This is a genomic window from Halomonas sp. QHL1, from assembly GCF_001882345.1.
Lineage (GTDB): Bacteria > Pseudomonadota > Gammaproteobacteria > Pseudomonadales > Halomonadaceae > Vreelandella.
Genome location: NZ_MINL01000001.1, coordinates 4,006,424 through 4,028,929 on the forward strand (window position 1 = coordinate 4,006,424; position 22,506 = coordinate 4,028,929).

Annotated in this window: 15 protein-coding genes; 10 read left to right on the forward strand and 5 right to left on the reverse strand. The window is 56.2% G+C overall.

The annotated features are described in order from the left end of the window. Positions 1 to 172 precede the first annotated feature (172 nt). Entirely contained in the window at positions 173 to 481 is a 309-nt protein-coding gene (gene clpS, locus QHL1GM_RS18355) for an ATP-dependent Clp protease adapter ClpS (protein ID WP_007111070.1), read from the forward strand. 139 nt (positions 482 to 620) lie between these two features. Continuing rightward, a complete protein-coding gene (gene clpA / locus QHL1GM_RS18360) occupies positions 621 to 2,897 on the forward strand; it encodes an ATP-dependent Clp protease ATP-binding subunit ClpA (RefSeq protein ID WP_007111069.1) in 2,277 nt (758 codons plus the stop codon). A 204-nt stretch (positions 2,898 to 3,101) separates the two neighbouring features. Here the strand turns inward: clpA and infA are convergent, their stop codons facing one another. From infA to aat, 3 genes are all read right to left on the reverse strand, one after another. Further along, positions 3,102 to 3,320 (reverse strand): translation initiation factor IF-1, encoded by a 219-nt coding sequence (infA, locus tag QHL1GM_RS18365; RefSeq protein WP_007111068.1) that lies wholly within the window; start codon positions 3,318 to 3,320, stop codon positions 3,102 to 3,104. A 131-nt stretch (positions 3,321 to 3,451) separates the two neighbouring features. Then, positions 3,452 to 4,186 carry an arginyltransferase gene (locus QHL1GM_RS18370; protein WP_071695763.1) on the reverse strand — a complete coding sequence of 245 codons (735 nt, stop codon included), beginning with the start codon at positions 4,184 to 4,186 and terminating at the stop codon, positions 3,452 to 3,454. 36 nt (positions 4,187 to 4,222) lie between these two features. Beyond that, positions 4,223 to 4,969, reverse strand: a complete 747-nt coding sequence (gene aat / locus QHL1GM_RS18375) for a leucyl/phenylalanyl-tRNA--protein transferase (RefSeq protein ID WP_071695764.1) — start codon at positions 4,967 to 4,969, stop codon at positions 4,223 to 4,225. Between the two features lie 131 nt (positions 4,970 to 5,100). On the opposite strand from aat, the gene QHL1GM_RS18380 reads away from it, so the two are divergent. Next, positions 5,101 to 8,253: a DNA translocase FtsK 4TM domain-containing protein gene (locus QHL1GM_RS18380; RefSeq protein WP_071695765.1), complete on the forward strand. Its 3,153-nt coding sequence runs from the start codon at positions 5,101 to 5,103 to the stop codon at positions 8,251 to 8,253. A 175-nt stretch (positions 8,254 to 8,428) separates the two neighbouring features. Further along, positions 8,429 to 9,079: an outer membrane lipoprotein chaperone LolA gene (lolA, locus tag QHL1GM_RS18385; RefSeq protein WP_071695766.1), complete on the forward strand. Its 651-nt coding sequence runs from the start codon at positions 8,429 to 8,431 to the stop codon at positions 9,077 to 9,079. 60 nt (positions 9,080 to 9,139) lie between these two features. Here lolA and QHL1GM_RS18390 read toward each other — a convergent pair whose 3' ends face one another. Further along, on the reverse strand, positions 9,140 to 10,474 hold the full coding sequence (locus tag QHL1GM_RS18390; protein WP_071695767.1) for a replication-associated recombination protein A: 1,335 nt from the start codon (positions 10,472 to 10,474) through the stop codon (positions 9,140 to 9,142). Between the two features lie 225 nt (positions 10,475 to 10,699). On the opposite strand from QHL1GM_RS18390, the gene QHL1GM_RS18395 reads away from it, so the two are divergent. The 5 genes from QHL1GM_RS18395 (at position 10,700) to QHL1GM_RS18415 (ending at position 19,528) form a co-directional block, all read left to right on the forward strand. Continuing rightward, a complete protein-coding gene (locus QHL1GM_RS18395) occupies positions 10,700 to 11,245 on the forward strand; it encodes a hemerythrin domain-containing protein (protein ID WP_071695768.1) in 546 nt (181 codons plus the stop codon). Positions 11,246 to 11,333: 88 nt separating this feature from the next. Beyond that, complete coding sequence (locus QHL1GM_RS18400) at positions 11,334 to 12,170, forward strand: glutamate racemase (protein ID WP_071695769.1); 837 nt, start codon at positions 11,334 to 11,336, stop codon at positions 12,168 to 12,170. A 47-nt stretch (positions 12,171 to 12,217) separates the two neighbouring features. Next, positions 12,218 to 13,339, forward strand: a complete 1,122-nt coding sequence (gene trmA / locus QHL1GM_RS18405) for a tRNA (uridine(54)-C5)-methyltransferase TrmA (protein ID WP_071695770.1) — start codon at positions 12,218 to 12,220, stop codon at positions 13,337 to 13,339. Between the two features lie 210 nt (positions 13,340 to 13,549). Then, positions 13,550 to 18,373 (forward strand): NAD-glutamate dehydrogenase, encoded by a 4,824-nt coding sequence (locus tag QHL1GM_RS18410; RefSeq protein WP_071695771.1) that lies wholly within the window; start codon positions 13,550 to 13,552, stop codon positions 18,371 to 18,373. A 138-nt stretch (positions 18,374 to 18,511) separates the two neighbouring features. Then, positions 18,512 to 19,528 (forward strand): quinone-dependent dihydroorotate dehydrogenase, encoded by a 1,017-nt coding sequence (locus QHL1GM_RS18415; RefSeq protein ID WP_071695772.1) that lies wholly within the window; start codon positions 18,512 to 18,514, stop codon positions 19,526 to 19,528. A 115-nt stretch (positions 19,529 to 19,643) separates the two neighbouring features. On the opposite strand, the gene rmf is transcribed toward QHL1GM_RS18415, so the two are convergent. Further along, complete coding sequence (gene rmf, locus QHL1GM_RS18420; protein ID WP_007111057.1) at positions 19,644 to 19,853, reverse strand: ribosome modulation factor; 210 nt, start codon at positions 19,851 to 19,853, stop codon at positions 19,644 to 19,646. A gap of 408 nt (positions 19,854 to 20,261) precedes the next feature. Between rmf and rlmKL the strand changes: the two genes are divergently transcribed. Further along, positions 20,262 to 22,499: a bifunctional 23S rRNA (guanine(2069)-N(7))-methyltransferase RlmK/23S rRNA (guanine(2445)-N(2))-methyltransferase RlmL gene (rlmKL, locus tag QHL1GM_RS18425; protein ID WP_071695773.1), complete on the forward strand. Its 2,238-nt coding sequence runs from the start codon at positions 20,262 to 20,264 to the stop codon at positions 22,497 to 22,499. Positions 22,500 to 22,506 lie beyond the last annotated feature (7 nt).

Here is a 22,506-nt window from a genome sequence, read left to right on the forward strand (position 1 = left end):
TTTTGTAATTTCCATGAACCCTTGCTGATCGGCAGCGTCTTAAATGTAGAAAGCATTCTTTAGACGCCTCTAACGGTCAGTGTCGAGACAACCAACCGTGCTGCTTATGCCCAACCTAGATAGTTCATGCTTGGCCATGTTACCCGTGCAAGCGGGAATGACGCGGCCAAATATGCCCGATGAAGATGGTGATATTGCGGTGCAGTCAGCAGAGCCGGCGCTGGCGCAACCACCGCTTTATAAGGTGGTACTTCATAATGACGATTACACGCCGATGGAATTTGTTATTGAAGTGCTGCAAGATTTTTTCAATTTGGATAGCGAGACGGCCGTTCAGATCATGCTCGCCGTACATACCCAGGGAAAGGGCACTTGTGGCGTGTTTACGCGCGATATAGCCGAAACAAAAAGCTATCAAGTAAACGAATACGCCCGTGAGTGTGAGCATCCGTTGATAAGTGATATTGAGGCCGCCAATTAGAAACGTTGAGAAATAATTGGTGGTGAGGCTTGCAACCATGCCATTTGTACCCGATGTTGAGAGTGCCGGTCGTTTAAACTGATCCGACGCAAGCCCTAGGTGGCGATACGCCCTAGGTAGTAGCGAAAAGGGGACTGCCATGCTGAGCAAAGAACTTGAAATGACCCTGAACACGGCCTTCACCGTGGCGCGTTCAAAGCGCCATGAGTTCATGACCGTTGAGCACCTGCTGCTAGCGTTGCTAGATAATGCCTCAGCGGTAGACGTTCTGAAGGCCTGTGGGGCTAACCTCGACAAGCTGCGGTCCGATCTGCAGGATTTTATTAACTCGACTACGCCACTGATTCCAGAAGGCCAGGGTGATCGCGAGACCCAGCCCACGCTTGGTTTTCAGCGTGTTTTACAGCGGGCGGTCTTCCACGTTCAGTCATCTGGTAAAAGCGAAGTCTCCGGCGCTAATGTGCTGGTAGCGATATTCTCCGAGCAAGAAAGCCAGGCGGTTTATTTCCTTAAGCAGCAGAGCGTTGCGCGGGTCGATGCGGTTAACTATATCGCCCATGGTATCTCCAAAGTGGCTGGTCACGGGCCATCTCCCTCGCCCTCTTCATCAGAGAGTGAAGACGCGGAAGAGGGTGGAAGTGAGGGCGCTGCGCATCCGCTCACTGGTTACGCTACCAACCTGAACGAGCAAGCACGGCTGGGCAAAATTGATCCACTGATTGGTCGTGATCAAGAGCTTGAGCGCGTGGTGCAGATTCTTGCCCGGCGGCGCAAAAATAACCCGCTGTTAGTCGGTGAAGCGGGCGTGGGTAAAACCGCAGTGGCCGAAGGCCTCGCCAAGCGTATCGTTGAAGAAGACGTTCCCGATGTTATTGCCGATGCAGTGGTCTACTCACTGGACATGGGCGCGCTACTGGCCGGAACCAAGTACCGCGGTGACTTTGAAAAACGCCTTAAAAGTCTGCTGAGCGAACTGCGCAAGCAGCCTAACGCTGTACTCTTTATCGATGAAATTCACACCGTCATTGGTGCCGGTGCGGCGTCAGGCGGCGTGATGGATGCGTCTAACCTGCTCAAACCGCTGCTCTCCTCCGGTGAGTTGCGCTGCATAGGTTCGACCACGTTCCAAGAGTTCCGCGGCATCTTCGAGAAAGATCGTGCCCTGGCGCGGCGCTTCCAAAAAGTCGATGTGATGGCGCCGTCGGTGGACGACACCATCAAGATCCTCAAAGGGTTGCGTTCACGCTTTGAAGAGCACCACGAACTGAAGTACACCGATGGGGCGCTTGAAAGCGCAGCACGCTTAGCGGATCGCTACATCAATGACCGCTTCCTGCCCGACAAAGCGATTGATGTCATCGACGAGGCAGGGGCGCACCAGCGTCTGTTGCCGCCGGAAGTGCGTGCCAAGACGATCGATGTCGAACAAGTTGAAGCCGTGGTGGCCTCCATCGCACGTATTCCGCCGAAGAGCGTTTCAAGCTCCGACCGCAAGCTGCTCGAAAAGCTGGATCGTGACCTGAAAATGCTGGTGTTCGGTCAGGATGAGGCGATTGATAGTCTCTCTGCAGCCATTAAGCTGTCTCGGGCTGGGCTTAAATCCCCTGACAAGCCCGTCGGTAGCTTCCTGTTTGCAGGCCCCACCGGTGTGGGTAAAACCGAAGTGGCCAAACAGCTTGCGCATATCATGGGCATCGAGCTGGTGCGCTTTGATATGTCTGAGTACATGGAGCGCCACACCGTATCGCGCTTGATTGGTGCCCCGCCGGGTTACGTCGGTTACGACCAGGGTGGTCTGCTGACCGAAGCGGTGACTAAGCAGCCGCACTGTGTGCTGCTGTTGGATGAGATTGAGAAAGCGCACCCGGAAGTCTTTAACCTGCTACTGCAGGTCATGGATCACGGACGCTTAACGGATAACAATGGCCGCGAAGCGGACTTCCGCCACGTTATCCTGATCATGACCTCTAACGCAGGTGCAGAGCAGGCGTCGCGCCGTTCGATTGGCTTCCAGCATCAAGACCACTCCACCGATGCCATGGAAGTGATTCGTCGCACCTTCTCGCCGGAATTCCGCAACCGCCTGGATGGCATCATTCAGTTCCACGCGCTGCCGGTTTCGGTGGTACGCAATGTCGTCGACAAGTTCTTGATCGAGCTGCAGGCGCAACTGGACGAGAAACGTGTCCAGCTGGATGTGGACGACATGGCGCGGGATTGGCTGGCTGATAAAGGCTATGATCCTGACATGGGCGCACGCCCAATGGCGCGCCTCATCCAGGAGAAACTGAAGAAGCCATTGGCCGAGATGATTCTGTTTGGCGAATTGGCGGACCAGGGCGGTATTGTTCACGTCAGCCTGGAAGAGGGCGAGTTGCACCTTTCCACAGAGACTGAAATGGCAGATGCGCCCTAAAAAGGGCGCTAAGCCGCGCTAAAAGCCATCTCTTTAAAGCTCATGCTATATGCATAAAAACGCAGCGCCCTGTCATTGACGGGGCGTTGTCGTTTTTAGTGAACCGCCATGGACGCTGAACGGCGCTGTAGTTGTAAACTAAGCTGTAGAAACTGAGTTGTAGTAACAGTTGAGGTCAGCCGAACGCGTTAACGGTGCAACGACTTAGCGCGAACGGTAAACGATACGGCCTTTGGACAGGTCGTAAGGTGTCAGCTCTACTTTTACCTTGTCGCCGGTCAGAATGCGGATATAGTTTTTGCGCATTTTGCCGGAGATGTGAGCGGTAACAACGTGACCGTTTTCCAGCTCAACCCGAAACATGGTGTTCGGAAGGGTATCGACGATAACGCCTTCCATTTCAATATGATCTTCGCGTGCCATATAGGCATGTCCTCACTGATGAGTTAGTAATGTAATAATCGGTCAGAAATTGAGTGCCGCAAGGTGGGCGCTCAAGAAACAGCGCTATATTGTGCCGTAAGCCCGCCGTCAAGGCAAAAAAGCTGGCATGTTTAGCGAATCAACGGCCGCCAATGGCGCCCATCGAGTATTTCCAATGGTGTGAAAGCCTGTTTGTAGCGCATCTTACGGCACTCTTCGATCCAATACCCTAAATAAAGGTGCGGCAGCGCTTTTTCTCGGCTGAGCTCAATGAGCTGAAGAATAGCAAAGGTGCCTAGCGAACGCTTGTCCAGGTCCTCGCTAACGGCAAAGAAAGTGTAGATTGCCGAGAGTCCATGCTCCAGTTGGTCAAAGGCAGCTACACCGATCAATTCGTCGTCAAGGTACATCTCCATCAGATGGGCATAGGGCTCATCGAGGGTGAGAAAGGTACGGTACTGCTCGCGACTGGGAGGGTACATATCGCCGTCGGCATGGCGCTGGCGAATGTAATTGGCGTAAAGAGTGTAGTGGGTTGATGCAAAGTGAGCGGGCACAACACGCACATTAATATCGGCGTTGCGGCGCCAAATTTTACGCTGGGTGCGGTTAGCCGCAAACTGTTCAACCGGAATGCGCACCGAGCGGCAGGCATTGCAACCCTCACAGTGAGGGCGGTATAGATGACGCCCACTACGACGAAACCCTAGCAGCGCCAGCGAGTCATATACGCCAGGGACGGGCGACTCCTGAGGGTCGAGAAACAGCGTTGTCGCTTCCCTGCCAGGCAAATAGCTACAGGCGTGCGGCACGGTAAGGAAAAAGCGCAAATCCCGCACCGGCCGACGCGGAGTGTTACTACTCACAGCTTGCCTCCTGGGTAAAACAGAATAAATTCAACACTATGCATTACCCTCGGCGGCAATCGCGTTAAGCCAGAGGGATGCGGGAACAGTGGGTGCCTCAGTAGGTGATGTGGTCAACGTAAACGCCTTATCGGGTAACCAGTTTTTAAGATAGTTGATGAATGCCTCGCGAGCGACTGTAATAGCGCCCAGGCTTGCCAGATGGGGCGTGTGCATTTGGCAGTCAATGAGTTTACCGCCATGTTCACGCATGGCCCGGACGAGATGGGCCAGCGCCACCTTCGAGGCATCTGGGGCGCGGGAGAACATCGACTCGCCAAAAAATACCGGTCCCATGGCGACGCCATACAGCCCGCCCACCAATTGGCCGTGTTGATGGACTTCGATGCTATGGGCAATGCCGAGGGCGTGTAGCAGGCCGTAGGCATCGCGCATTTCCTCTGTGATCCAGGTGCCCGCTTCTTCACCACGTGGAGCGGCGCAGGCCTGAATCACCTGGTCGAAGTGTTGATCCAGGGTGATATGAAAGCCACCATGGCGTAATCGTTTAGTAAGGCTACGATGCTGCTTAAATTGCTCAGGTAGGAGTATCATGCGCGGGTCTGGACTCCACCACAAAATGGGGTCGTCGTCGCTGAACCAGGGAAATATGCCCTGCCGATAGGCTTCTACCAGCCAAACGGGCGAGAGCTCCCCACCGGCGGCCAGCAGGCCGTTGGGGGAGGCCAGGGCCCTAGAGGTAGTTGGAAAGTTAGGATGTGGCGAGGAAAGCCAAGGTAGCATTACTTGCTCCTGTTACGACGTTCTTGTACTGAACGCTTTACGATAGCCTCTGTGACGGCGGAAGGATGCTCGGTATCATGCAAACTCGCAAGTGGATTAAAGACGCCATTGAGGTGTAAAGGGAGAGTCGCTTGAAAGTGAATAAAGCAGTAAACAAGCGAACGCAGCGTAGCGCGCGTCAAACACCATCATCGGCTTCATCTGCGCGCGTTAACGCCGCAAAGGATAAGGCTCGTCGTTTTGGCCTGCGCTTACAAGGCTCCGTGCGCGAAGGCGTAGTGGTGATTCTGCTGGCGCTGTGTGTTTTCTTATTATTAGCGCTATTTAGTTACCAACCCTCTGATCCAGGCTGGTCTTATCAGGGCCCAGAGACAGATGTGGGTAACTGGATGGGGCAAGTAGGCGCGTGGCTGGCCGATGTTCTCTATTCACTGCTTGGCGCCAGTGCGTTGTGGTGGCCGGGTATGTTCGGCTTTGCCGCCTGGTGGCTGATTCGCTCACGCCAGGTGCGTTTTGAGCTCGACCCGGTGGCTATTGCTGTCCATGCGGGTGGTTTAGTGCTACTTATTTTTGGCACCACCATGTTAGGCGCGCTGCACTTTTATCACCCTGAGAGCATGCTGCCCTATGCCTCCGGCGGTATTTTGGGCGAAGGGTTGGTCGGTGCGTTAAGGCCTTTAGTGGGTAGTGGTGGCGTTGGATTAATCGCCGCAGCGTTAATTTTAAGCGGCTTTCCGCTGTTTAGCGGTATGTCCTGGTTGCAAGTGGCAGATGAGCTCGGCAAGCGACTATGTCGCCTGGGTGGCTGGTTATCGGCACGGCGTCAAGCGAACCGTATGCGCGCTGCTCAGCGAGCAGCTGCCAAACCGGCGCCCAAGCCTCAAGCACCTGAAGCTAAGTCCTCAGTAGCTTCGACTCCACTAGCTACGTCTCCAGTAGCTCCCGAAGCTGCACCGGCAGAGGTGAAGCCCGCTGCAGAGCCAGTAGGCAAAAGCCCCAGTGGCCGCGAACGCCGTGAGCCAGGCTTCTCTGTGCCACTTTCCAGCAGTGAGACGACGGATACATCAATTCCCTGGGAAGCCGCGGCGTTTTCAAGCAATAAGCATGTGCCTGCTAAAACACCCGCACCCATCTCATCAACACCTATCTCAACGACACCTACGGAGCCAACGGTCACAGCGCCTGCAACAGTGACGCCGGAGGCTAAAACCGCAGAAGAGACGGAAGCGGCGGCCACCCCGGCGCCGCGAGAAAATGCCTTTGTCCAGTCACAGCCACCGTCGGCAGCGCCTGAGGTTCAAGAGCCTGAGACCGATGATGAACCCAATGAAGCCGACACCTCCTTCCCGCTGCGTGCAACTCGCCAAGAAGAGCCTGCGCCTGCCGCCAGTAGCTTCTTTGCCAGCGATGAAGCGGCCGTTGAGCGTCGCAGTGAGCCATCACTCACCGCTGACCCCAGCAACAATGAGGCCGAGCCGCGTGTTGGTGAGCCCCGTATCGGCGCAACTGCGGAGCCCACACGTAAACCTGAACGTGTAGCAGAGGTAGTGCCAGAGCCGGTGTGGGACGATGAAGAGATGGATGATGAGCTGTATGCGCAAGACCGCGATAGCGAAGCGCACGCAATGGCCACTCCGCCGCCCACTCCAGCCCCAGCACGCCAGGAACCGAGCTTCGAGCCCGATGCAAGCACGCCAGAATCGGATGAGGGCCCCGCCCTGTGGACCGTGGAGCATTTGCAGAGCCAGCGGCCTGCTTTTGAAACGATGGATGAGCCAGAAGGCGATGTACCAAGCCTGCAGCTGCTGACACCCGCAGAGCCTCATCAGCCCAATTATAGCGACGAGCAGTTGGCCGATATGGCCGAGTTGCTTGAAGTGCGGCTGCGCGAATACGGCGTTAAAGCGGAAGTGGTGGATACTTGGCCTGGGCCGGTAATCACCCGCTTTGAGATCAAGCCCGCTGCGGGCGTCAAAGTGTCCAAAATCAGTAACCTTGCCAAAGACCTGGCGCGCTCACTGATGGTGAAAAGCGTGCGTGTGGTCGAGGTTATTCCGGGGCGTCCCACGGTGGGGATTGAAATACCCAATCCCAACCGCGCGATGATCCGCCTGCGCGAAGTGATTGACTCCGACCGTTACCAGCAGGAGACCTCGCCGCTGACCATGGCGTTAGGCCAAGATATTGGCGGCAGCCCAGTGGTGGCCAACCTGGGCAAGATGCCCCACCTGTTAGTAGCCGGTACCACCGGGTCGGGTAAGTCGGTGGGCGTCAACGCCATGCTGATCTCGATGCTGCTGAAAGCCAAGCCCAGCGAGCTAAAGCTGATCATGGTCGACCCGAAAATGCTGGAGCTGTCGGTGTATGACGGCATTCCCCATCTGCTGGCGCCCGTGGTCACCGATATGAAAGAGGCGGCCAACAGCCTGCGCTGGTGTGTGGCCGAGATGGAGCGCCGCTACAAGCTGATGGCGGCCATGGGGGTGCGTAACATCGCAGGCTTCAATGGTCGCTTGGATGAAGCGGAGCGCGCCGGTGCCCAAGTGGCCGACCCGCTCTGGGAACCGCAGCCCTGGGAAGTGCATCAACCGCATCCGGTGTTGGAGAAGCTGCCCTACATCGTCGTGGTGATCGACGAGTTTGCCGATATGTTTATGATCGTCGGCAAAAAGGTCGAAGAGTTGATTGCCCGTCTAGCGCAAAAGGCGCGCGCCGCGGGTATCCATTTGATTCTGGCTACCCAGCGCCCCTCGGTGGACGTTGTGACTGGCTTGATCAAAGCTAACATCCCTTCGCGGATGGCGTTTCAGGTCTCCTCCAGAATTGATTCGCGCACCATTCTTGACCAGGGCGGCGCTGAAAGCCTGTTGGGACACGGTGATATGCTCTACCTGCCCGCTGGTTCTGGGCCACCTAACCGTATCCACGGTGCCTTCGTGGATGATGACGAAGTACACCGGGTGGTCGATGACTGGAAGCGCCGCGGCGCACCTGAATATATCGAGGAGATTCTTTCTGGTGGCGTATCTGCCGATGCCTTAACCGGCCTTGAGGCTGAAGGGGGCGATGGCGACGATGCGGAGCAGGACGCGCTCTACGATGAAGCCGTGCAGTTTGTCACTGAAACCCGCAAGGCCTCGATTTCTGCCGTGCAGCGTCGTTTTAAGATCGGCTATAACCGAGCCGCCCGCCTGGTTGAGGCCATGGAGGGCGCCGGAGTGGTGACGTCTATGGGCTCTAACGGTGCGCGGGAAGTGCTTGCGCCGCCCCCGGTGGGCCACTAACCGCTTGGTATAGAGCGCAATTATGCAATAAGCGTGAAAGTAGCGCCGCAGGTGAAACCCTGCGGCGCTTTGCACGTCTTAGTGACACATGGACGGTTAAACCGACCTCACTGCTTAATTTTTAAGCAACAGTTTTGAGCAACAGTTATTGGCAACGGTTGCCTAGGGAGAACATATGCGCGATACGCAAACAAAACGCACTTCACAACTGGCATTTGCGGCCAGCGCTTTGGGTTTAACATTTGGTGCTCCCGCTTGGGCGGAGGACGCTGCCGAACGCTTGACCGAGCGCCTCGACCCACTTGAGCGCTATCAAGCGGCTTTTGAGCAGCAGATTCTTGATGGCAGCGGCGAGCGTCTACAAAGCGCGCGCGGCGAGATGTGGTTATCCCGCCCCGGTATGCTGCGTTGGGAAGTGGAAGCGCCGTACTCTCAAACCGTGGTTTCCGACGGCGAAGATGTGTATATGTACGATCCCGACCTTGAACAAGTCACCGTTCAAGAGATGGATGATCGGGTAACCCATACCCCTGCGTTATTGCTGTCGGGAAGCGTTGACGATTTAACCGAAAGTTATGAGGTTTTCTACGAGCAGGATGGGGGAGAAGATGTCTTTACCCTGGTGCCTATCTCTGCCGATACGCTGTTCGAAGAGTTAAGCATGGTGTTTGATGCTGACACGTTAACCGAGCTGTGGATGAAGGACAGCACCGGCCAGCGCACCGCGATTACCTTTAGTAATATTACCCTCAATGGCAATATTGAGCGGGGCATGTTCGACTTCGAGATCCCCGAAGGTACCGATGTTATCCGCGAAGAGCTCTAATTAAGGACTCTAAATAAGCACTGTAACCAAGCGGTAGAGTGAACCATCAGATCAGGCGCCTTAGGGCGCCTGATCTGCTTCCTGGTCAAGTTTTTCCCGCCACGCCATTATTTCCCCAAAGCGTTTCTCCTGACCCAACGAACTCGGCTTGAAGAAGGTGGCTTTAGGCAGCTCTTCAGGCCAGCAGTCGTGGGCGCTACCCGCCGGGTAGCCGTCTGGCTCGCTGTGCGCATAGCGATACCCCTCGCCATGACCCAACTGCTCCATCAGCTTAGTGGGGGCATTGCGCAGGTATGTCGGTACCTCTACCTGGGGTTGCTGGCGCACGTACTGCTTGGCTTCACTCCAGGCGCGGTCGACGCGATTGCTCTTGGGTGCCACGGCTAAATGAATTGCCGCATGAGCAATCGCTCGCTGACCTTCGTAATCGCCCAGGCGTAAATAGGCATCCCAGGCGGCAATCACCAGCGGTAGCGCGCGAGGGTCGGCATTGCCGACATCTTCTGAGGCAATCGCGGTCAGCCTGCGCACCACGTCCAACGGGTCACCGCCGCCCTGCATAAAGCGGGCCATATACAGTAGCGCAGCATTGGGGCGTGAAGAGCGTATCGATTTATGAATCGCCGAAAGCAGGTCGTAATAGGCGTCACCCTGCTTATCGAAAGCGCTGGCCTGATGGCCGATCACATCGGCGAGTACCTCTTTATGCAGCACTTCGCGGCCCGCTTCCTGGGTGGCGAAATCACAGGCGGTTTCCAGTAGCCCCAGCGCCCGGCGGGCATCGCCAGCACTGGCGTGTGCCAGGGCGGTTAACACCTCGTCATCCACCTGAATGTCACGCTTGCCCAGCCCGCGCTCAACATCGCTGAGGGCCTGGCGCATCACCGTGATGAGTTCCTCTTGGCTGAGCGACTTCAGCACGTAAACCCGTGCGCGAGAGAGCAGCGCCGAATTGACTTCAAAGGAGGGATTTTCGGTGGTAGCACCAATCAGGGTTAACAGCCCCGACTCGACATGGGGCAATAGAGCGTCCTGCTGACTCTTGTTGAGTCGATGAATCTCATCTAAAAAGAGGATAACCGTGGATGACATCTGTTGGGCGCGTTCCACCACGGCGCGAATCTCTTTCACCCCGGCCATTACCGCGCTGAGGTGCTCCAGATGGGCCTGGGAAGCTCTGGCTAATAGCTCTGCCAGCGTGGTTTTGCCAACCCCTGGCGGTCCCCAAAGAATCATGGAGCGGACGACGCCTGATTCCGCCATGCGGCGTAGGGGTTTGTCGGGTCCCACCAGCGCCTGCTGTCCCACGTAATCGTCCAACTGGCGTGGACGCATACGAAAGGCTAACGGGGCGTCTTCAGCAGGTGTCGCCTGGGCGCTATCAAAAAGATCCATGTGAGCTTCCGTTGCAAATCAGTGCGTTGAACTAAAAATCGCCAACAAGTGTTAGTGGTAAACCGCGCCTTAGCGAACTACCTTTGGCGTAACCTATCAGAAAGATACACTTGCTAGGATAACGCTAGAGGGGCATTGTCTATGATAACCCCACGCGCTTATTATCGCATGCCGTCAACTATTAAGGCTTGACGGTAGGCATGACAAAATAAAGGAGACAGTTCGATGTTAAACCAACTGCGTCTAGATCATGCCAACATGGCGAGAATGCTTCATGTGCTGCAGCTCAAGCAGAAAACCCTTGCCCAGGGTGAGCGGCCCAATTTTCAGCTCATGCGCGAGGTGGTTGACTACATATTGTCCTATATGGATGGCTTTGCAGCACCCCTTGAGCGCGTCTGCGTCGAACGGCTGCAAACCAAAGCGCCAGAGCATCTTGAATTCACTGAGCAGATGGCGAGTGACTACCGTGAGCTAAAGCCTCGCCTGCAGCGCCTCTCCAACGACATTGACATGGTGTTAATGGATAACATCATACCGATGGACCGCTTCGCTGACGATTTGAAAAACTATCTGGAAGCGCATCGTGCCTATCTTCGCCATGAGCGCGAGGGCCTGTTCCCGCTGATCGACGAGCACTTCAGCCAGGAAGATATGGAAGAGCTGCGTCAGGCGCTCCCCGAAGGCGCTGAGCATGAGTTAGAGCGCCTACAGCAAGCCTACCCTGAACTCTACGCCGAGCTGCGTGGGGCTGATGTGCCCGCGGTGTAGTGCGGTAGAAGACAACGGGCCCTAACGGTCATCAATAAAAATCACGGAGCATGCTAAACTAGCGGCTCCGTTTTTTTCAGGCAGAGTCATGAAAGGCCCCGTGTTAATTTTTGATTCCGGCGTCGGCGGCCTGTCGGTGGCGCAGTCGTTGCGCCAACACTATCCTGATGCTGCCCTGTGCTATGCCTGCGACAACGCTTGGCTACCCTATGGGCTACGCGAAGACGCAGCCCTGAGCGAACGCATCGTGGCAGTGTGTCGCGCCGCTGTGGCAGCGTGCCAGCCGAGTGTTTTAGTTGTCGCCTGTAATACCGCAAGCACCCTGGCGTTGGAAAATTTGCGTGAGCAATTAGCGATTCCTGTCGTGGGCACCGTGCCTGCTATCAAACCTGCTGCGGCGATTAGCCGGACACGCCATATTGGGCTATTGGCCACCAAAGCCACGGTAGGGCGGCCCTACACCCAACGCTTGATTGATAGCTTTGCCAGCGATTGTGTGATTACCCGTGTCGCCGCCGATGCCTTGGTCGTCGAGGCGGAAGCGTACCTGGCAGGTGTCACCCCCAATATTGATCGCATGCAGGCTGCCCTGGCGCCGTTATGGCATGCCGTTGCGCCTTCATCGCCGGTCTATTCTTCATCTGCTGGTTATCAGGCGCTGGTTACCCCAGAGCTAGATACAGTGGTACTGGGCTGCACCCATTTTCCACTGCTAAAGCCCTGGCTGACGCAGCTTGCCCCCGTGCCGCTGCATTGGGTCGACTCCGGCGATGCGATTGCCCGCCGGGTTGCGCAAGTAGTCGATGAGCTAAATAGCGAGCAGCAGAACGGCCGCTGCTTTACCACCGCTTCAGCAGCTAATCTGACCGCTGGCTTGGCCCGCTACGGATTTGATGCGCCCCAGTTGCTTAACGTGGGCGCCTGAACACTATTGACCGCTACTATTTCTGATCGAATTTAAGAGGAGCAGCTTTGGCTATCCCCGTTGTAGAACCCGAACGCTACGCTGAGCAGCTAGCCGCCAAGCGCGACTATCTTGAGAGCACCTTTGCCGCTTTTAAACCACCGACGCTGGAGGTGTTTGAATCGCCGCCGGGCTACTACCGTCAGCGCTGTGAGTTTCGCATATGGCACGAACAGGATGACCTTTTCTACGCCATGTTCGAGGTTGATCCCGAGAACCCGAAAAATAAGCGTGTGATTCGATTAGATCAGTACGCAGTCGCCAGTGAACGAATCAATCAGCTAATGCCGCAGCTGCGTGAGGCCTGCCTTCGCTGTGATGAGCTGCGTCGGCGGCTGTTTCAGGTAGAGTTTCTCACCACCCTGTCAGGCGAGGCGCTAGTAACGCTGATTTACCATCGACCGTTAGGCGATGAGTGGGAGCGCGAAGCTCGCGCTCTCGAGGCTGAGCTAGGCATTATGATTATTGGCCGCTCCCGCAAGCAGCGCATCGTACTTACCCGCGACCACGTATGGGAGCGGCTAGAGGTGGATGGCCGCACGCTTCACTACCAGCAGGTCGAAAACAGCTTTACCCAGCCCAACGCGCATATCTGCCAGGAAATGCTCAGCTGGGCGCGAGAAGTCACCACTGGTCAGCAGGGGAGCGATGCCAAGAGAGATCTGGTCGAGCTTTACTGTGGGAACGGTAATTTTACCATTGCCCTGGCGGATAACTTCCGCCGCGTGCTCGCCACAGAGATTTCCCGCACATCGGTGGCCAGTGCCAACGTTAACCTGGAAGCCAATGGGGTAACGAACGCGCAAATTGGTCGTATGTCAGCAGAGGAGTTTTCGCTGGCGCTGAAGGGCGAAAAAGCCGGACGCCGCGTGGCAGAAATGGCGCTGGAAGAGTACGATTTTTCTACCGTATTGGTAGACCCTCCCCGTGCCGGTTTAGACGAGCAGAGCTGTGAACAACTCAGCGAGTACGCTCAGATCGTCTATATTTCATGCAACCCAGCCACGTTAGCTGAAAATTTGGCCATACTGACCAACACCCATCAGATAGAAAGATTTGCGCTATTTGACCAGTTTCCGTTTACCGACCACTGTGAGTGTGGGGTGTTGTTAAAGCGGCGCACGGTTTAACAAGCACCAGAACCAGGCTTGTACGAATAGTCGGTGAACGCAGGCAGTTTTCGTGCAAAGTCTAATGCATAAACGGTATGCGTCATGAACAACACGCCAGGTGATTAGGGACGCGACGACAGGTAGCGTAAGCTAGCCGTTATGTTGGCTTAAAGGCCTGTTGTCCTTTGTTTTTTGGCCGTTTAATGGCCTAGGCAGTCGAGGTGATGGATGCACTACGTTGCGATTGAAGAGAGTCGGCAAGATCTTTTGAAGCAGCTCCAGGAGCGGCTACACGCGCGGTTAGACCCCGCACGTGCCGCCACAGTGGACGCTTTCGCTCGACACTTTTATGCCACCGTGCCGGTGGAAGACCTTGTGGATCGTCGTCTGGACGATCTGTATGGCGCAACGCTGTCCATCTGGCAGTTTTTGCAGCACCACAACTCGCAAAGTCCCAAGGTACGGGTGTTTAACCCGGATTTTGAAGAGCACGGCTGGCAGTCGACGCATACCTTTGTAGCCGTTCTCCACGAAGATATGCCGTTTTTGGTCGATTCGGTGCGTATCGAGCTCAACCGCCGCGGTTTGACGGTGCACGCCATTCAAAACGCTGTACTGGCGGTCACCCGTGACGAGCGCCATCAGCTGCAGGCGCTGGCTTCGCCCAGAGAGGAAAACGCGCCTGAAGGCCGCGAGTCGCTGATCGTGATTGAGGTAGACCGGCACACCGACGTGGCGTTACTTGAGAAAATTGAAAGCAATCTAAATGATGTGCTGCGCGATGTACGTACCGCCGTCGGCGATTTCGACGCCATGTGTTCGCAAATTACCGCTTCAATTCAAGAGCTCGAGAAAAACTGTCCACCCCAGATCGACCCGGATGACCACGAAGAGGCGATTGCCTTTTTAGAGTGGATGCTCAAAGATAACTTCACTTTCCTGGGCTACGACGAGTACCTGTTGGAAGGTGGCGAGTTACAGCGCGACACGGATAGCGTGCTGGGCGTATTCCGCCTGGATCAGCCGCGCTACTGCGAGCGGATTCGTACCGAAGAGGGCGTGGATGAGCACAATGATTATGTGCTGGTGCCGCAGCTACTGTCGTTTGCCAAAAGCGCCCATCACTCCCGGGTGCACCGTCCTACCTACCCTGACTACATCACCGTGGACCGTTACGACGACGACGGTAATGTGATTGGCGAGCGGCGCTTCTTTGGTCTGTTCACCTCCACGGTATATAACGAATCGCCGCGCAATATTCCGCTGCTGCGCCGCAAACTCAAAGCCGTAATGGATATCGCTGGATTCAATCCCCAGGGCCATAACGGCAAGCAGCTGTTACAGGTGTTGGAAGTCTACCCTCGCGATGACCTGTTCCAGATCGATACCGAGTCACTGGCCAGCACTGCGCTGGGCATTCTCAATATTCGCGAGCGCCGCCAGGTGCGGTTATTTATCCGCGCCGATATCAGCGGTAAGTTTTACTCTTGCTTGGTGTTTGTACCCCGCGACGTATTCTCAACGGATCTGCGTCAGCGGATTCAAAACGTGCTGTGCGACGAGTTAGACGCCCACTTTGGCGACTTCAATACCTATTTATCCGAGTCGGTGCTGGCGCGTATCCAGTTGATTCTGCGCTTTAACGGCGACGCGCCCAGCGACTACGATCTCAAGCGTTTGGAGAGCAAAGTGGCACGGCTGGCGCGCAGTTGGCGCGATGAGCTGCAGAACGCCATGATCGAAGGCTTTGGTGAAGAGCGCGCCAACAGCCTGATGGATCAGTTCCGCGAGGCGTTCTCGGCCAGCTATCGGGAAGACTTCTCCGCGCGTACCGCGGTGTTCGATGTTCAGCACCTGCTGACGTTGAATAATGGCGACGATTTATCGCTGTCGCTCTACCGCCCGCTGGAAGAGCAGGGCGGCGGCGTTAACCTGAAATTGTTCCATCGCGGCACCCAGATACCACTCTCCGACGTGCTGCCGATGATGGAAAATCTCGGCCTGCGCGTGATTGGCGAACGACCCTACGATATCAATGCTCCTGAACAGCGTTATTGGATTCACGATTTCGAGCTTGAACACAGCGGTGCGGATGTCAGCCTGGGCGATATGCGCGACGTATTCACGGAAGCCTTTAAGCGCATCTGGACCGGCGAAGCTGACAACGATGCCTTTAACCGCCTGATTATCGGCGCAGGGCTGGATTGGCGAGAAGTGGCGATGCTGCGCGGCTATGCCCGCTATCTTAAGCAGATCCGCTTCGGCATGTCCCAGGATTACATTGCCGCCACGCTGGCCAACTATCCGGGCATTACCCGTGAGCTGGTTGAGCTATTCCGTCTGCGCTTTGATCCTGAGCAGCAGAACCACGCCACCGACGAGTGCATCGCGAGCTTAAATGAGCGCTTGGAAGGGGTCGCTAGTCTTAATGATGATCAACTGCTGCGCCGCTTTATGGAGCTGATCCTCGCCACGCTGCGTACCAACTACTACCAACTGGCTGAGGGTGGACGCTTTAAGGATTACATCGCCTATAAGCTTGAACCCTCCAAGGTCACCGGTATGCCCAAGCCGCGGCCGATGTTTGAGATTTTTGTCTGCTCGCCGCGGGTGGAAGGTGTTCACCTACGTGGTGGCAAAGTGGCCCGTGGTGGCCTGCGCTGGTCGGACCGGTTCGAAGATTACCGCACTGAAGTGCTGGGGCTGGTGAAAGCGCAACAGGTTAAGAACGCCGTCATCGTCCCGGTGGGCGCTAAAGGCGGTTTTGTGTGTAAACGTATGCCTGAAAATGCCAGCCGCGATATCGTCCAGAAAGAAGGCATAGCCTGCTACCAAATCTTTATCCGTGCGCTGCTGGATGTTACTGACAACCTGGTGGGTGGCGACGTCGTGCCGCCGGCAAATGTGGTTCGCCACGATGAAGATGACGCCTACCTCGTCGTAGCCGCCGACAAAGGCACCGCCACCTTCTCAGATATCGCCAACGAAATTTCCATTGAGTACGGGCACTGGCTGGGCGATGCTTTTGCCTCCGGCGGAGCAAACGGCTACGACCATAAGAAAATGGGCATCACCGCGCGGGGCGCTTGGGAGTCGGTTAAACGCCATTTCAAAAATCTCGATGTAGATACCCAGCGCGACCTGTTTAACGTGGTGGGGGTCGGCGATATGGCCGGCGATGTGTTTGGTAATGGCATGCTGCTCTCCGACAAGATTCAGCTAGTGGGCGCCTTTAACCACCTGCATATTTTTGTCGACCCCAACCCAGATGCCGAGGCCTCCTTTGCCGAGCGTAAGCGGCTTTTCGCACTGCCACGCTCCAGCTGGGAGGACTACAGTCAGGAGTTGATCTCCGCCGGTGGCGGCATCTTCAACCGTAGCGCCAAGTCGATTACCATCACGCCGGAGATGCAGCAGGTCTTTGGTATCAAAGAAGAGCGCCTGTCGCCCAATGAACTGATCCGCGCCATGCTCAAATCCAAGGTTGATCTGATCTGGAACGGCGGTATCGGTACCTACGTGAAGGGCTCCGAAGAAACCGACAGCGACGTAGGCGACAAAGCCAACGATACCCTGCGCATCAACGGCAACGACTTGAATTGCCGTGTGGTCGGCGAGGGCGGCAACCTCGGCTTGACCCAGCGCGGGCGTATGGAAGCTGCCGCCAAAGGCGTGCGGGTGTATACCGACTTTATTGACAATGCCGGTGGGGTGAACTGCTCCGACCACGAGGTCAATATCAAGATCCTGATCGATGAAGTGGTTAAGCGCGGCGACATGACCGACAAGCAGCGTAATCAGCTGCTGGCGGAAATGACCGATGAGGTGGGCGATCTGGTGATCCTGGATAACTACCGCCAAAGCCAGGCGCTGGATCTGTCGGCTATCCTGTCCAATCAGGCCATGGGCCCTTACCGCCGCTTTATTAGCGAGCTGGAGGCCGCAGGGCAAATTGATCGCGAACTGGAGTTCCTGCCCACCGATGATGTGCTCAAAGAGCGGGCCAGCAACGATCAAGGGATGCGCCTACCGGAGCTATCGGTACTGATCTCCTACGCCAAGAGTACTTTGAAAGGCGACTTGATCACCTCTGATGTGCCGGACGATCACTATATTCATCGGCATCTTGAGCGGCTGTTCCCATCGGTGCTGGTGGAGCGCTTCAAAGATGAGATGTACGAGCACCGTCTTAAGCGTGAAATCGTCGCTACCCAGGTAGCCAACGATCTGGTTGATCACATGGGTATCGTCTTTGTACGCCGCCTGATGGACTCCACTGGCGCAGGGCGTGCCGACATCGCTCGCGCTTATATTGTGGCCCGCGATAGCTTTAACTTGCCCGGTCTATGGGCGCAAATTGAAGCCCTCGACAATCAGGTGCCCAACCGCATTCAGTACTCGATGATGCTCGATCTGATGCGCTTGATCCGCCGTGCCACGCGCTGGTTTGTGCGCCAGCACTTGGGGCTCTCGACCCACGATACTATCGAGTACTTCGCTCCCCGCTTGGCGCAACTGCAGGAAGGTATTGGTGAACTGCTCAGCGGTGAAGAGCTTAGCGCTTGGAATAGCCGCCGTGACGAACTGCTGGAAGCGGGTGTGCCGGAAGCCTTGGCGTCCACTGTCGCGGCGTCATCCAGCCTTTACGCCGGGCTGGGTATCATCCAAGCGGCACGCCTGACCAATGAAAAACCGCAGCGGGTGGCGGAGGTGCTGTATGAAATTGGCAGCCGCCTGGAACTGCCGTGGATGATTCAGCAGGTAACCCAGTTGGAAGTGCGCGACGCCTGGCAGGCTCAAGCGCGGGAAACCTTCCGTGACGACATCGAACGTCAGCAGCTTGCGCTGACCACCAGCGTGCTGAAACTCGAAGCCGGCAGCCGCGATACCCAAGAGCGGGTGGCGCAGTGGCTGGATCAGCACGCTGATCTGCATCGCCGCTGGTGTCGTCTTATCGAAGAGGTGCGTGGCGGCAGTGAAGTGGGCTTTGCGCTCTTCGCCGTCGCGGTACGCGAGCTGGTAGATCTCGCCGAGAGCGATAGCGAAGCATAAACGTACCTCGTCCGCTTAATTAAAGTGTGTCTATCTAATTAAAGAGGATTATGAAAGCGCGCCCTGGTTCTCCACCAGGGCGCGCTTTATTGCGTTATACTGATGCCCGTTTTCAGTCCCCGCTTCAAGAGATTCGCTATGTACAACCTCGCCCGCTCACTGTTCTTTCGCGTTGACCCAGAAACCTCTCACGGTATGGCGCTGGGTGCGTTAGATGCACTGCATCGGGTAGGGGGCGTTCCACGGCTATTTGGTAAGCCGGTAAACGATCCCGTCGAGCTGATGGGGCTGCGGTTTGCCAATCGAGTAGGCTTAGCTGCCGGGCTGGACAAGAACGCCGACCACCTCGATGCGCTTGGTGCGTTGGGCTTTGGCTTTGTCGAAGTGGGAACGGTGACGCCTAAGCCGCAGCCAGGCAATCCTAAGCCCCGGCTGTTTCGCTTAGCGCAGCATGAGGCGATCATCAACCGCTTTGGCTTTAACAACAAAGGGGTTGCGCATCTGATCCAGCAGGTTAAGCAGCGCCATTACGGCGGTATTGTGGGCATCAATATCGGTAAAAACCTGACTACTTCGGTAGAGCAGGCGCTGGATGACTACCTGGTGTGTTTAGACGCGGTGCACCCTTATGCGGATTACATTGCCGTTAATGTCTCTTCGCCGAATACGCCAGGGCTGCGCAGCCTACAGTTTGGTGAACAGCTGGATGCGCTATTGGGGCCGATTCGCGCGCGAGCCACGGAACTCAATGCCCAGGCGGACCGCAACGTGCCGCTACTAATTAAGATCGCCCCGGATATGAGTGCTGAAGAGGTAGCGCTGATGGCGGGAAGTATTGAGCGCAACGCCCTTGATGGCGTGATTGCTACCAATACCACGGTTTCCCGTGAAGCCGTGCAGGGCGATCCTCAAGCGGATGAGGCTGGCGGGCTCTCTGGGAAGCCAGTCTTTGAGGCATCCAATCGTGTTATTCGACAACTGCGTGAGCATCTACCTGCATTGCCGATTATTGGCGTGGGCGGTATCGATAGTGCCGCTGCTGCCCGAGCCAAGATCGCCGCTGGAGCAGATTTAGTACAGCTCTATTCAGGCTTGATCTACCAAGGGCCTAAACTAGTCGGTGAATGCGCAAGGGCACTGAAAGCTAGAAGTTGAGTGAGCAGCGGAGCAGTGTTGGCATAAACGCGCACTAAAAAGCCCACTTTCAAAGTGGGCTCACTGAAAACCTTGCGTTTAAAATTTTTCTTTTCAAACTTTGAAAAATAAAACGTTAGGCCATGACTAAGGGATTTTTGTGGATGCCCGAGATGCCGGTCATCCCATCCCACTGGTCGCCGCGACCCTCACGCCAACCGCTCATCCAGTATTCGCGTAAATTGATATCTTGACTGGGACAGTCATCACGAGAACGACCCGATACACCCGCTTTGTAGCCGTGGACATAAGCCCGCTGGAAGCGATCACGTTTTTGCCGTTTCATTGGCTAACCTCTTTTCTCGAAAGTCTTTGTTTCACGAAAGCCTTTGATAAGAAATAGGATGTCGTCTAAGCAATTGCACTAGAGATGCTCATACACATCACTACTCCGAGAGCTTGCTTCAAGAGCGAGACGCCGCCTCAACGCAAATGTCTAGCACTCACGGGCTGAACGGGTCGAACGGCTATCTCATACAGAGAACTCTTGCAAAGAACACTTATATGCCATAGGTCTAATCAAGCTAAAGCTCTAGTCTTGAACCGACTCTGACAGGAAACGCATGCGTTTTTCAGTAGCTACTCTCTTATTGTTAGACCATGATGGTGTCATCTGTCGACTACCAAATTGTCATAAAACGTAAACTCATATGCTATATACAGGAATTTCGCGCCTTTACGCGCCGCTATTATCATGACCGAGTCGAATCAAAACGCCCCCTTGAGTCTGCTAGCCACTTGCCCGAAAGGCATTGAAGGTTTGCTCCACGATGAACTAGTGGCACTGGGCGCCACGCCGGGCAAAACCACGGTGGCGGGGGTTTACTTCACCGCCAGCCAAGCGATCGCCTACCGCGTATGCCTTTGGTCGCGATTGGCCAACCGGGTTATCTTAACCTTAGTGCGCGAGTCGATGATCGACACCGCCGAGCAGGTGCGGGATGTGGTTGCCCGCATTGCCTGGACTCAGCACTTAGCACCGGGCAACACGCTGGCAGTCGATTTTCACGGCCGCAGTGAACATATTCGCCACACCCGCTTTGGCGCGCAAACCGTTAAAGACGGCGTGGTTGATGCACTCCAACTGGCTGGGCAGGAACGCCCCAACGTGGATACCAAAACGCCCCATTTGCGCATCTACGCCCACTTGCACCGCATGAACTTAACCATTGGCCTGGATCTCTCTGGTGAAAGCCTGCACCGTCGCGGCTACCGCCGGGATGTAGGCCATGCGCCGCTAAAAGAGAATTTGGCCGCAGCGCTGTTGGTACGCGCGGGTTGGCCCGAGCGCTTAAAAGCGGGAGAGCCGTTGATTGACCCGCTGTGCGGTGCAGGAACGCTGCTGATCGAAGCCGCCATGATGGCCGCCGACCAGGCACCGAACCTGAACCGTGAGCGGTTCGGCTTTCACGGCTGGGCAGGGCACGATGACGAAGCGTGGCGGGAACAGAAACGCGAAGCCGAAGCGCGCGCGTCGATAGGCCGCAAGCGCTGCAAGGCCCAGCTATTAGGCTTTGACCAGAGCCCTGCAGCACTGACTGCAGCGAAATCCAATGCCATGCGTGCGGGCATACCAGCCTTGATTACCCTGCATGGGCAGAGCCTGGCCCAGCTTACCCGACCGGAAACGCTCACCGCCGAACGCGGCCTGTTGATCACCAATCCTCCTTACGGCGAGCGCCTGGGCGAGTTGCCTGAACTGGTGCGTCTCTACGCCCAACTGGGTGAGAAAGCCAAAGCGCTATTCCCCGGCTGGACGCTGGCGGTGTTTACCGGCAACCCTGATCTCGGCCACCGACTGGGGATGCGGGCGCACAAACAGTACGCGCTCAAAAACGGTGCCTTGGATGCCAAGCTGCTGCTCATGGAGATTGGTGGCGCCGAGCACCTGCCTGCCGTTAGCGACACAAAGCCGGTTCAGAGTGAGAGTGCTGCAGTGGCGACGCCTAGTGAAGAGGCGAGCGAAGAGCAAACGGCTCATAAAAACCAAGACAATGCGCAGATGTTTGCCAATCGGCTGATCAAAAATCAGAAGCGCTTGAAGAAATGGCTGAAGCAGAGCGGCGAAACCAGCTATCGCGTCTATGACGCCGATATGCCCGAGTACGCTTTGGCGGTGGATCGTTACGGTGACCGCGTACACGTGCAAGAGTACGCGGCGCCCAGTTCGATCAACCCGGCGCAAGCGCAGAAGCGCTTGTACGATGCCTTGGAAGTCATGCCCGAAGCGCTTAACGTTGACGCCAGCAAAATCTATATCAAGCGCCGGGAGCGCCAAACAGGTAGCGCCCAGTACCAGAAGCGTGCTGCCAGCGGCGAACGTTTTGAGGTGCAGGAGGGCGAGGCACGGCTATGGGTGAATCTGCGCGACTATCTCGATACTGGACTGTTTCTTGATCACCGCCCGGTACGACGCATGTTGGGCGAAATGGCCAGCGGCAAGCGCTTTTTAAACCTGTTCTGTTACACCGCCACGGCGACGGTGCAGGCCGCCTTAGGCGGCGCCAGCGACAGCGTGAGCGTGGATATGTCCAACACCTACCTGGAGTGGGCCAAGGACAATTTTGCCCTGAACAAGCTCGATACTCGGCTGCACCGTGTAGTGCGCGACGACTGTTTCCGCTGGCTGGAAACCGCCAACGCCGAATTTGATCTGATCTTTATGGATCCGCCGACGTTCTCCAACTCCAAGAAGATGCGCGATACCCTCGACGTGCAGCGAGATCATCCGCGGTTAGTTGAGCTCGCCATGGCGCGCTTGGCACCCGGCGGCACCTTGGTGTTTTCTAATAACCAGCGGCGCTTTAAACTCGACGAAGCGCTTAGCGAGCACTACGCGGTTGAGGATATTACCGGGCGCAGCTTCGACCCCGATTTCCAGCGGCGCACCAACCTGCACCATGTGTTTTTACTTCGTCATAAGGTGTCATAAGAGAGCT